At 39.3% G+C, this 12,162-nt stretch carries 10 protein-coding genes; 7 read left to right on the top strand and 3 right to left on the bottom strand.

The window, feature by feature from the left end:
- Positions 1-145: 145 nt before the first annotated feature.
- Positions 146-1,228 (bottom strand): 3-phosphoserine/phosphohydroxythreonine transaminase, encoded by a 1,083-nt coding sequence (serC, locus tag HC723_RS04475; RefSeq protein WP_190338334.1) that lies wholly within the window; start codon positions 1,226-1,228, stop codon positions 146-148.
- Between the two features lie 189 nt (positions 1,229-1,417).
- Complete coding sequence (locus tag HC723_RS04480; protein ID WP_190338335.1) at positions 1,418-2,683, bottom strand: DUF945 family protein; 1,266 nt, start codon at positions 2,681-2,683, stop codon at positions 1,418-1,420.
- A 345-nt stretch (positions 2,684-3,028) separates the two neighbouring features.
- Between HC723_RS04480 and HC723_RS04485 the strand changes: the two genes are divergently transcribed.
- Positions 3,029-3,586: a hypothetical protein gene (locus tag HC723_RS04485; protein ID WP_190338336.1), complete on the top strand. Its 558-nt coding sequence runs from the start codon at positions 3,029-3,031 to the stop codon at positions 3,584-3,586.
- Between the two features lie 123 nt (positions 3,587-3,709).
- Here the strand turns inward: HC723_RS04485 and HC723_RS04490 are convergent, their stop codons facing one another.
- Positions 3,710-4,303, bottom strand: coding sequence for a TfoX/Sxy family DNA transformation protein (locus HC723_RS04490; protein ID WP_190338348.1), 594 nt, complete (start codon positions 4,301-4,303; stop codon positions 3,710-3,712).
- Between the two features lie 492 nt (positions 4,304-4,795).
- Here HC723_RS04490 and HC723_RS04495 point away from each other — a divergent pair, with 492 nt between their 5' ends.
- From HC723_RS04495 to HC723_RS04520, 6 genes are all read left to right on the top strand, one after another.
- Positions 4,796-5,701, top strand: coding sequence for a lysine exporter LysO family protein (locus tag HC723_RS04495; RefSeq protein ID WP_153447231.1), 906 nt, complete (start codon positions 4,796-4,798; stop codon positions 5,699-5,701).
- A 193-nt stretch (positions 5,702-5,894) separates the two neighbouring features.
- On the top strand, positions 5,895-6,422 hold the full coding sequence (locus HC723_RS04500; protein ID WP_153448168.1) for a hypothetical protein: 528 nt from the start codon (positions 5,895-5,897) through the stop codon (positions 6,420-6,422).
- Positions 6,423-6,581: 159 nt separating this feature from the next.
- Entirely contained in the window at positions 6,582-8,240 is a 1,659-nt protein-coding gene (panP, locus tag HC723_RS04505) for a pyridoxal-dependent aspartate 1-decarboxylase PanP (protein ID WP_190338337.1), read from the top strand.
- Positions 8,241-8,563: 323 nt separating this feature from the next.
- Complete coding sequence (locus HC723_RS04510) at positions 8,564-9,424, top strand: MurR/RpiR family transcriptional regulator (RefSeq protein WP_190338338.1); 861 nt, start codon at positions 8,564-8,566, stop codon at positions 9,422-9,424.
- Positions 9,425-9,565: 141 nt separating this feature from the next.
- Positions 9,566-9,832, top strand: a complete 267-nt coding sequence (locus HC723_RS04515) for a GrxA family glutaredoxin (protein ID WP_153447233.1) — start codon at positions 9,566-9,568, stop codon at positions 9,830-9,832.
- Positions 9,833-10,203: 371 nt separating this feature from the next.
- Complete coding sequence (locus tag HC723_RS04520) at positions 10,204-11,886, top strand: aspartate:alanine antiporter (RefSeq protein ID WP_190338339.1); 1,683 nt, start codon at positions 10,204-10,206, stop codon at positions 11,884-11,886.
- Positions 11,887-12,162: the final 276 nt, after the last annotated feature.

Below are 12,162 nucleotides of genomic sequence, written 5' to 3' on the forward strand. Positions count from 1 at the left end.
CCTATTCCATAAATTTAATGATCGTTCAAAATTGAGTACAGAGAAAAGTCTCAAAGGCAATAGATGCCCTTTTATCAAGCGACCAGAGACGGATCCGCGTCTTTTCAGCGTATTCAAATTGATCAAATACTAAATGGAATTGGTGTTACGCATTAGCTTGCTCAAATTCTTGCATAAAGTCCACCAACGCTTGTACTCCTTCTAGCGGCATAGCGTTATAAAGCGACGCTCGCATACCACCAACTGCTCGGTGCCCTTTTAGTGCCTGTAAACCACGTTGTTCTGCTTGTTGTAAAAACAACCCATCAAGCTCTGGTTTGGCTAATTGAAATGGAACATTCATTAAAGAACGGTTATTTGGGTGGATGGTATTTTTATAGAAACTCGATTGATCAATATAACCATAAAGCACTTCGCCTTTAGTGCGGTTAATTTTTTCAATCTCCGTCACTCCGCCCTGCGCTTTTAGCCATTTAAAAACTAAACCCGATAAATACCAAGCGTAAGTTGGCGGCGTATTAAACATTGATTCTTGTTCAGACAATACTTTGTAATTCAGAATACTTGGTAATAAATCGCTCGCCAGATCGAGTAAATCGTCACGCACAATCACAATACAAATACCAGCCGGGCCAATATTTTTTTGTGCGCCAGCATAAATCACACCATATTTCGATACATCAATTTGACGCGACAAAATAGTTGACGACATATCCGCCACAATCGGCTTATCGGTAACAGGAAGGTCATTGATTTCAATACCATCAATGGTTTCATTAGGACAAAAGTGCACATAAGCAGCATCATCCGACAACGGCCAATCTGTGGCAGGAGTAATGGCTTTTTTACCATCAATCTCAACCATGGCGTTAATCACATTCGGTTGGCAGTATTTATTGGCTTCAGTGACCGCACTTTGCGCCCAATAACCACCATCGATATAATCAGCCGTTTTCTTATCACCCAGTAAATTCATTGGTACCGCGGCAAATTGCGCGCGTGCTCCACCTTGGCAAAATAAAACTTTATAATTGGTCGGAATAGATAACAGATCGCGTAGATCTTGTTCAGCTTCCGCTGCCACTTTCAGGAAAGGCTTACTGCGGTGGCTGATTTCCATAACGGATGTGCCAAGACCATTCCAATTAATAAACTCACTTTGAGCCTGCTGCATAACCGGTTTTGGTAGTGCTGCGGGGCCGGCACTAAAGTTATAGATTGATTCCATGATTGAATTTGCTCCTGCTGCGATAATGTATTGTTAACAATAGATATGACTGAAATATAGTAATACCACCTTTTGAGGTCAGTACAAAATACCTTTTTGATATACCATAAAAAAAGAGGCCATAATGACCTCTTGGTTGTATTTTTTACTGTTATCTGCTTGTCATAACAAACAGGATCACCGCATTGATTAACGCATCAAAAACGGCGCCAATAACATAAACATTGGCACTTTGTGACCACCATTAAACTCGATGTTGCCATTAATCACTTTACCATCGACATAATAACCATCCTCTTTTTTGGCCATCATGCCTTCTTTGATAAAGTTATCTAAGCCAGATTCAATGTATGGAAACTGATCGACCATTTCATTGGAAATATAGAAATGGGTATCACCGGTCACGCTATTAAACACCGCAGTTGGGTTTTTCGTCACTTTCTGATCGCTTGCCGGTAAGTTAAGCGTCCAATTACCATTAAATTTACCTTCACGGATCGTCACTTGAATTTTATTTAAGGCGACCGATAAGCCTTTTTCAAATAACGTATCCACATGTTGCATAGCCACTTTCATATCTTGTTGCGATGGTGGTTGCGTGTCTTTTTGGTAAACGGATAATAACTGAGTAAAAGATGCTTTATCAATGTTATCAAAAGAGAATTCAATACCAAGATCGGTTAATTTGTCTGATTCAAAATCTAAGCTTTCGGCACTGGCGTTATGATGACTGTTAAAGCTCACCTTTTTACTGTCTTCATCGGTATTAAATACATAATGGAATTTATGCAGATTGAATAATTTATCACCAGCCGAGGTTAATGCATCGACATTCGCCACCGAGACTTGCTGACGACCAAACCAGAAACCTTGCTCTTTATAACCATCGCCAGAACCGGTCAGACCTTTCACTTTAATCGCTTCACCATTAGCAAAGTCGCCAGAAAAAGAAGGTATTTGGTAATCAAATTTAATATGACCGTCGGAGGTAAAATCAGCAGACGCTTTGATTGGTGCAATAGTTAATTTTGAACTCGCATCATGTAAAAAATTCACCACCAGTTGTTCAGATTGCACATCAATCGAAGTTGACCCATTCAATTGAGTCACAGAATGGGCTTTTAGAGGTAACGCTTTAAAGTCTTCCGCTTGAGTATCGGTACTAACTGAGATTAATCCATGCTTAATTTTATGATCAAACACCATGCTAGTCGGGAATCCGTTTAATTCTAACTGCTGTTTTAATGCGGGATCAATCACCGTCACTTTGGTGGTGGCAGTTGAGTTGAGGTAGCCGCGATTATAATCCACTAGCTCTACTTTCAATTCTTTTTGATCCAAGTGACTAATGCCATCGGAAATCATGTTTTGAGCAATTTGCCCTACTGCTAATGGCCAACACGCCGCCACGGCAATCGTGCCGCCGATTGCTGCAAATTTTTTCAAACTATTCATTCTGATCCTTGCTGATAATATCATTATGGTTATCATTCAGTTTATCGCAAATGAATTTCAGTTGTCATAAATTACTCAACACAAAAGCACAAAATTGAAAGATTGAGAGAGAAATCGTCTTTAAAGTATAAATTTTGGCGATTACAGCGTAAATATTTATCGAAATCATTTAATAAACCGATGAATTTTGTTAATTTACCCACTTCATTGCATATCTGAGTTGAACCTATTGGATAATATCAACACAGGCAAGCACACAACGGCAATATAACTGTATATAGGCATCATTCTCTCATTTATCTTTTGCCGCTTTTTATACTGTATTAAGAAAGGGTTTTCTTGAACATGCGTAAATCACTAATTTTAACTAGTTTACTGTTGGCATCCACATCTACTTTCGCGGCTGGTAACTCAACCAACTCTGCCAACATGAGTAATTTTAACTACGACTATGTGGATGCACGTGTTGGTATTGCTCCGATGACCTTTGGGGCAGGGATCAGCAAATCAATCCACCCTAATGCTCATGCTGTTTTCTCTATCGATTCTGAATTTGATAATGATTATGATATGTCGGCGGGTTTGGGTTTCCATGCTCCAGTCAATAACTGGGCAGATATTACCGGTGAAATGCTTTTTAAAATGGTCGATGATCGTAAAAAATTCGATAACGATACCGGAGTTGAAGTCAATTTAGGTTTACGTCAATGGATTGGTCCACAGTTCGAACTAGGTGGTCAAGTTGGCTACTTCAAGATTAATAACCAATCCGATACCGACGATGTTTACGGTACCTTTTATGGCCGTTTCCATGCTACTGAATTATTTTCGATCGGCTTAGAAGGTAAATTAAATTACATTTACGGCAGCCAATTAATGGTCACAACCCGGTTCAAGTACTAATTCCCCCCTCTTCGTTGGGTCGATTAGTTAAACTGATTAATTATTGATATATGCCCCATAAAAAAACCTCGCATTGCGAGGTTTTTTATGACACATGAAATCACATATAACGTTTATCTTTTCTTAATGGTGTACATTGGATAAAAGTTGTTGTTTTCTAGGTTCTTGAAGAAGTTTCCAATGACAACCATCTGCAGCACCTGCAAATTTCCACAATAGACGAATATCAACATCACCACCGTAAGTTGCTTTCACTCGTTGAAATACATCTTCAGGGCCAAGATTTAAAAAGGTTCCAACATCCGGGATCCCAGCTTTTTTCACCATGCGCTCTAAGGTGAGTTGCATATTAGGTAAATCACGCAGTCGTTTGCTTTCTGCTGACTTTTGAAAAGCCCTTTCTTGTTTAGAGTGATTAATTGATGTGTTAATTAAATTGTCTAAACATTCATCTCTATTAGTAAATACATCAGTAATATCAAAATAATTAACCGTTGCAACGGTTTGTTTTTTAATGTGTTTGTAGCGTTTACACCCTTTGGTCTTTAGAAAGTCATCTAAATCACCGCCACCACGAATGAAAATGATATTGCCCGAAATTAATGCATACATCGCATCATCACTAAATAACCCAACACCGCCAAACATTGATCGCTTCTGAAAAGAACCAAATTTAGCTACATATTTAAAAAAGTCCAGCTCCATGCTAGTGCCCATTGTAAAACCTCCATAACTTATGATTAACCCCCCGATCAATCTACAAGTGCCATAAAATGGCTATTGAGCAAAAATATCCTTATTTACGATCAAACTAAAACGACTTTATTTTTATTTACGTTTTATGACCGACTTCAATTACAAATGATACTTCATGCTAAGAATTAAGTAAGTGCACAGCTCACATCACAACAATCTAAAAGCACAATAAAATAGATATCGATCGCATTTCTTTGCATACCCGTATCATTAACTCATGTCTCAACGCTTAAATTAGACAGATAAAAATCATCACAAAAAAAGTACACGCTTATTTTCCCATCATTTTAACAACAATTGATACATTATCTCTACAACTTCGCAGTCTTAGCCTTTAAGATATTGAATTATTAAGATATTATATGCCACTATTTACTCTATCAATAGATAGCTTTTACCATCCGATTAAGTTTGTTTTTTAATTTACTTTCAATGATATAGTTTAAGGTACATATGTATTCTGGTGTTTTTCTGATTTTTTTACCTCTGATTATTGGTTACTTAATTGCTTTAAAAAATGAGCAATGGCTAGATCGTATTAACAAAACGGTCTCGCAACTAATTTATGTCATTCTATTTTTAATGGGGTTAAGCCTTTCCGCGCTCGATAACCTCAGTGCCAATTTACAGACTATTGGCTTATATACACTGACCTTTTTCTTGGCTATTGGGACATGCAATTTAGCGAGTTTACCTTTTATCGATAAATGGATGCCTGTTGAAGCCTGCAGTAATAGTAAAACAATGCCGATTCACCTTATGGCATTAGAGTCTGCCAAACTTATATTAGTGGTCGGTGCGGGTCTGTTGCTAGGTCTGCTGATGCCTTTTCAAGTTCCATACATTAGCAGTGCCAGTGAAAGCATTTTATTATTGTTGTTATTTTTCATTGGTATTCAGTTGCGCAATAGTGGCTTAACACTCAAGCAAATTTTGTTAAATAAGCATGGGATGATCATTGCCTTGGTGGTGGTACTAACCTCTTGGTGTGGCGGATTAATTGCCGCCTATTTACTCGACATCCCTTTGACGAATGCACTTGCAATGTCTTCTGGATTTGGTTGGTATTCATTAGCGGGTATTTTAATGGGTGATGCTTATGGACCAGTGTACGGTGGAGCCTCTTTCTTTTTAGAGTTATTGCGCGAGTTAGTCGCATTAATAGCAATACCGTTATTTATTCGTCGTTATCCTTGCTCATCCATTGGCTACGCTGGGGCAACCTCGTTAGATTTCACCCTGCCTGTAATTCAAAGTACCGGTGGGGTTCGGTGCGTACCGATTGCCATTGTCAGTGGTTTTATTTTAAGTTTATTAGTTCCTGTATTTATGCTGTTTTTTATCTCACTGGGGCAATAGCAAACAATCGTTATTTGAATTAAAAGTCAGATCACAAACCCAGAGCTAGAAAGTATGAATTGCTCGCTTATCCATACCAGTTGTTTACAATAATGTTACACTTGAGCGTCTTAAATTTACCATCGTTCAATTTATATTTTCGGTGTTAACCCGTTTTATGGTGAACGCATTGCCATACTTTCAAGGATAGATGATGAAAAAATCCGTTATTGCACTTGTTGTTGCCATTTCAAGTTACTCTGGCATTGCGATGGCAAACCCGACTCCCGATGTTCAATGCCTCAACAATAAATACGATGCGTATATCGATACCTCTTTAACTTGGTATCAAGATTTGGTGACTATCACTGCCGAAAAGGATCCTGATTTAAAAGAGGTTGGGCAATGGTTTTTAGCCGGACGCACTCACCATTTTGAGCTAAACCGCGCGGTGGTGCATGATTACTTACAACATGCTCCCGACAAAGTGGCGACAAAAGAATCGGTCGAGTCATGGTTAAAGCTGACACAGCCGGAGATCAAGCAGCTTGCTCAACGTGATGACAAATTAGGCAAAATTGCCAAAACGACTTTTGATGACCGCCAAGCACCACCCAATAAAATGAACTATCAACTTCGTTCTGCTTTTGCTGATCTGCTAAGTCATCCCAGCAATATCCAACCAGCCTTAGACAAGTACAATCAAGCGATGGCGAAAACCAATGCGATTGTTTGCCAGTAAAGCTTACTAAGCAAGAAATCTGTGTCGGTGGTATTGATATTCATATTGGTAAAACAATGTCATGTACCTTTACAACCGGCTTATTTATCTGGCGAGACTTTTATGCTTTTCAGCTAAATTGTTTTGCCTATTGTTTACCTAATACGAAGACCGTCAGTTATGGGATCCGAAGATAAAATTGTTGATGTTAACTTTGAAAGTTTATTGCGGATATTCACCGTCCCTGAAGCGCCCGATTCTACTTTAGGCAATATAGAACAAAAGCTTTCTCAGAATTTAAACCAATTTTTGCGTGAGCATATTGTGGCAGAAGAAAAGCCACTCTCGGAAATTGAAAAAGATTTCGCTGATCCGGCGATCCCAGAACTGCCCACCTTTGTCTCTGAACATACTCAGCATTTATTAGAGACAGTGGTGTCGCATTCGGTGCATACTTCCGCGCCAAGCTTTATTGGTCACATGACCTCAGCTCTACCCTATTTCTTAATGCCGCTGTCTAAAATCATGATCGCGCTGAATCAAAACTTAGTCAAAATTGAAACCTCTAAAGCCTTTACTCCATTAGAACGCCAAGTGCTTGGAATGTTACATCGTCTTATTTATTCGCAAGATGATTCTTTCTATCAACATTGGATGCACAGTGCACAACATTCTTTAGGCGCATTTTGCTCTGGTGGCACCATCGCTAATATTACTGCGCTGTGGGTAGCGCGTAATAATGCATTAAAAGCCGATGGTGATTTCCAAGGAGTAGAAAAAGAAGGCCTGTTCAACGCCATGATGCACTATGGCTATAAAGGCATGGCAATATTGGTCTCAGAACGTGGTCATTATTCGTTAAAAAAAGCCGCCGATGTACTGGGAATTGGGCAACAAAATTTAGTCGCGGTCAAAACCGATCATAATAATCGCCTTTGTTCTATCGCGCTTGAGCAAAAAATTCAGCAACTCAAAGCGCAAGGGATCAAACCTTTTGCCATTATCGGCGTAGCTGGCACCACCGAAACCGGTAATATTGATCCACTCGAAAAAATCGCCGCAATAGCCCAACGCGAACAGTGTCATTTCCATGTCGATGCCGCTTGGGGTGGTGCGACTTTAATGTCGAATCAGCATCGTCATTTACTAAAAGGAATTGAACTGGCCGATTCTGTCACTATAGACGCGCACAAACAATTGTATATTCCGATGGGTGCGGGCATGGTGTTATTTAAAGACCCTTCCGCCATGCACTCGATTGAACACCATGCTGAATACATACTGCGTAAAGGGTCAAAAGATTTAGGCTCACATACCCTTGAAGGATCTCGTTCGGGTATGGCAATGCTGGTTTACTCAAGCATGCATATTATTAGCCGTCCGGGTTATGAACTGCTAATCAACGAAAGCCTTAAAAAAGCGCGCTATTTTGCTGATTTGATCAAAAAACAGCTAGATTTTGAATTAATCTCCGAACCAGAACTGTGTTTACTTACCTATCGCTATGTACCGCAAGACACCCAACGCGCTTTGCAACTTGCCACAGCAGATGAATTGAAAACATTGCATCAATACCTAAATGAACTGACTCAGTTTATTCAAAAGAGCCAGCGTGAAAATGGGCGTTCATTTGTGTCTCGTACTCGCTTAACGCCAGAAAAATGGCAACGTATGGAAACCAGCGTCTTGCGTGTGGTGTTAGCGAACCCACTAACCACCATCGAGATTTTGCATTCAATTATTGAAGAACAGCGCATCATCGCCCAAACCAGTCCATTTGTGTTACCGAAAATAATGCAATTGACACACATTATTTTAGACCGAGATCCCATTGAATAATCGCCATCTCAATCTGGTATAAATCGACGAATTATTGCAGTTTACACAGACAATCAATGAAATTTAAATTATGAAATTTTCTTTCTAAAATCGTGAGAAAATTTCATAATTATCTATTCTTTGGCTTAAATGGCTAAAAAAACATCCAAAACTGTAATTTAATTTGAACTTTGTCATATTTTGGTAAGAAAGATAACCTCAATACGACAAATTACCGCTATTGCATGGGTATACTGATACTACTTTGGATGCCATTCATCCAACCAGTATTATTTTCGATGTTTAAAGATCAGCATACTGGCAAATTTTATCTGAGAAGCAGTATGAATACATTAGAGAAAATTCAAAAAAACCTCGATATTTTCAGTAAATCAGAGCGTAAAGTGGCTGAGGTGATCATTGAATCACCACAAACTGCGATCCATTCGAGCATTGCGACGTTAGCCAAGATTGCCGATGTAAGTGAACCAACCGTTAACCGCTTTTGTCGCCGCTTGGATACCAAAGGTTTTCCCGATTTCAAACTGCATTTAGCGCAAAGTTTGGCCAATGGCACGCCTTACGTGAACCGTAATGTCGAAGAATCTGACGGGCCTGAAGCTTATACCCATAAAATTTTCGAATCGACCATGGCGTGTCTCGATGTGGCGAAAAACAGCATCGACCCTTTCCAAATTAACCGCGCGGTTGATTTATTAATTCAAGCCAAACGTATCTCTTTTTTTGGTCTTGGAGCATCTTCATCTGTCGCCAAAGATGCACAAAATAAATTCATCCGTTTTAATATTCCCACTTCCTGCTTTGATGATCCTCTAATGCAGCGTATGAGCTGTATTAACTGCGCTGAAAATGATGTTGTAGTGTTAATTTCCCACACCGGCCGAACTAAAAGCCAAGTGGAAATAGCACATTTAGCCAAGGAGAACGGTGCTACTGTCATTGCTATCACTGCCAAAGGTTCACCGCTAGAACAAGTCTGTTCATTATCTATCTCTTTAGATGTACAAGAAGATACTGATGTATATATGCCAATGGCGAGTCGTATTGTACAAATGACGGTAATTGATGTACTCGCCACAGGGTTCACATTACGTCGAGGTTCTGGTTTTAGAGATAATTTAAAACGAGTCAAAGACGCATTAAAAGCTTCACGCTATGAAAAAGCACCTTTATTTCCGGAGTGATGCTATTTCAACCTAACTCAGATGCGTTTTTAGGATAAAAAATACTCATCGTTTTTTCCTATCAAAATAAAAGCCAAAACCATCTTTAAAACCACCTTATCTTGAGGCATAGTGAACCTATTCAAGCTAAAGGAGAGAAATATGTTTGTCGTAATTTTTGGTCGTCCTGGTTGTCCGTTTTGTGTTCGAGCAAAGGATCTTGCCGATAAATTAAAAGAACAACGTGATGATTTTAATTATCGTTATGTGGATATCCATGCAGAAGGCATTTCAAAAGCGGATTTAGAAAAAACCGTAGGTAAGCCAGTTGAAACGGTACCACAAATCTTTGTTGACCAAGATCACGTTGGTGGATTCACAGAATTTGAAGCGTATGCCAAAGCCAATCTTGGTTTATTTAGCGAATAAACGGATAGCGATTTTAATCGGCTAATATCAAGTGCCTATTAATCGTGTTTATAGCTTATAAGTTAAAAAGCTCACTCTTTTAGTGGGCTTTTTTATTGCATTTTCATCGCTGGCAGTAACACAAGATTCACAAACAAAAATTAAATGGCAAAAATCCATGTTAGCTCTTATTTAATCACACTTTATCCTATACACTTCTCCTGTTGCTTATTGATGGTCTTCTCATTGGTTAAACTTACTTAAGAAAGATTTGTCCCTGTTAACGATCAATTGATCAGCACAATTAACTTTTTGTTTTACCTAATACCAGTACGCTAAGCCGATGATCCGATCTTTAGTCTTATTGGTATACTATTCTTTCGAGATAAATTGTGAACATAGATGTCGCGTCATTGTTAGAACATAACTCCATCCTGCTTCTTTTTGTGGTGCTCGCGATTGGCCTTGCCATTGGCAAAATTCGTATCGCTCAATTCCAACTTGGTAACTCAATTGGCGTGTTGGTAACAGCGTTAATCATGGGCCACCTTGGCTTCCACTTTAGTGCTGAAGCACTCACCATTGGCTTTATGTTCTTTATTTACTGTGTGGGGATTGAAGCTGGACCCAACTTCTTCGGCATCTTCCTACGCGATGGTAAGCATTATTTTTTCTTAAGCTTAGTAGTTTTGAGTACCGCTTTATTGCTTACCTATGGTCTCGGTCATGTTCTTGGCTTAGATTTTGGCCTCTCTGCCGGTATTATGGCAGGCTCAATGACCGCAACCCCTATTTTAGTGGGCGCGCAAGATGCATTAAATTCTGGTTTAGGTACCATTCCGACCGGTTCTCAATTATCCACAACCTTAGATAACCTTTCAGTTGGTTATGCTTTGTCGTATTTAATTGGCTTGATCAGTATGATCTTATTCGCCAAATTATTGCCTAAATTACAAACAGAAAATTTAAGCGATTCCGCCCAACGTATTGCGCAAGAACGTGGTTTAGGTGGTGCGGGTCAACGTAAAGTCTATTTGCCGATTATTCGCGCATACCGTGTCGGGCAAGAACTGATTGATTGGACTGGTGGTAAAAATCTGCGTGAATTGGGCATTTATCGTCAAACCGGTTGCTATATTGAAAGGATTCGCCATAATGGTATTCTTGCCCACCCTGATGGTGATGCCATTTTACAACCCGGTGATGAAATCGCTTTAGTAGGTTATCCCGACAGTCATGCTCGCTTAGATCCTAGCTTTCGTAACGGTAAAGAAGTGTTTGATCGTAATCTACTCGATTTACGCATTGCTGAAGAAGAAATCGTAGTCAAAAGCGACAGTATTGCCGGTAAAAAATTATCCGATTTAAATATTGCGGAATATGGTTGCTTCTTAAGCCGTGTGGTTCGTGCGCAAATCGAAATGCCAATGGATCTAAATATCGTATTAGCCAAAGGCGACATTTTACAAGTCAGTGGTGAAAAAAGCCGCGTACTCGGTTTAGCCGAACGTATTGGCTTTATCTCGGTTCACAGTCAAATTGCCGATCTACTCACTTTCTGCTGTTTCTTTATCATTGGCTTATTATTTGGCTTAATCACCATGACTTTTGGCCAAGTAACTTTTGGCTTAGGTAACGCGGTCGGTTTGTTAATTTCCGGCATCATGCTTGGCTTTTTACGTGCTAACCACCCCACATTTGGCTATGTACCACAAGGTGCTCTGAATATGGTCAAAGATCTCGGCTTAATGGTCTTTATGGTCGGGATTGGCTTAAGCGCGGGTAGTAATATGCTTGAATATATTGATAAATTTGGTATCCAATTACTTGGGTTTGGTTTTATTGTCAGTGTGGTTCCGGTTATTTGTGCTTACCTATTTGGTGCTTACATTTTGAAAATGAACCGCGCACTATTGTTTGGTGCCATCATCGGCGCTCGCACCTGTGCTCCGGCAATGGATATTGTGAATGACTATGCTAAATCAACGATTCCAGCTTTAGGTTACGCTGGTACTTACGCGATTGCCAATATATTAATGACACTAGCTGGAACACTGTTAATCATATTAAGCTAATCAGTTGTTTTTACTGGCCACTTCCCATCAACAATACATTCAATCAATAATATCGACCTCTTGTATATTATTGATTGAATTATTTATTAATTTAAACGCCTTCCTTATTAATAAACCCACTACATTACATAATATTTACATACTAAAAGGGGCTTTGTTGCGTAATTCGATGGAACTAAATGTGAAACTGACGATCAGATCGTTTACTCCCCACTAAACCATCGATATTCATGCCAAAACCTCGTTATAAGACCAAAAACTGGAAGTTATATAATC

It is taken from the genome of Vibrio sp. S11_S32 (assembly GCF_014694465.1).
In the GTDB taxonomy this organism is placed as follows: Bacteria; Pseudomonadota; Gammaproteobacteria; order Enterobacterales; family Vibrionaceae; genus Vibrio; species Vibrio algicola.

What these genes read in the sequence shown, in the direction of transcription:
- HC723_RS04490 (WP_190338348.1), bottom strand. Translation starts at nt 4,303, where the DNA reads ATGGGCACTAGCATGGAGCTGGACTTTTTTAAATATGTAGCTAAATTT.
- HC723_RS04510 (WP_190338338.1), top strand. Translation starts at nt 8,564, where the DNA reads ATGAATACATTAGAGAAAATTCAAAAAAACCTCGATATTTTCAGTAAA.
- HC723_RS04500 (WP_153448168.1), top strand. Translation starts at nt 5,895, where the DNA reads ATGAAAAAATCCGTTATTGCACTTGTTGTTGCCATTTCAAGTTACTCT.
- serC (WP_190338334.1), bottom strand. Translation starts at nt 1,228, where the DNA reads ATGGAATCAATCTATAACTTTAGTGCCGGCCCCGCAGCACTACCAAAA.
- panP (WP_190338337.1), top strand. Translation starts at nt 6,582, where the DNA reads ATGGGATCCGAAGATAAAATTGTTGATGTTAACTTTGAAAGTTTATTG.
- HC723_RS04515 (WP_153447233.1), top strand. Translation starts at nt 9,566, where the DNA reads ATGTTTGTCGTAATTTTTGGTCGTCCTGGTTGTCCGTTTTGTGTTCGA.
- HC723_RS04485 (WP_190338336.1), top strand. Translation starts at nt 3,029, where the DNA reads ATGCGTAAATCACTAATTTTAACTAGTTTACTGTTGGCATCCACATCT.
- HC723_RS04480 (WP_190338335.1), bottom strand. Translation starts at nt 2,683, where the DNA reads ATGAATAGTTTGAAAAAATTTGCAGCAATCGGCGGCACGATTGCCGTG.
- HC723_RS04495 (WP_153447231.1), top strand. Translation starts at nt 4,796, where the DNA reads ATGTATTCTGGTGTTTTTCTGATTTTTTTACCTCTGATTATTGGTTAC.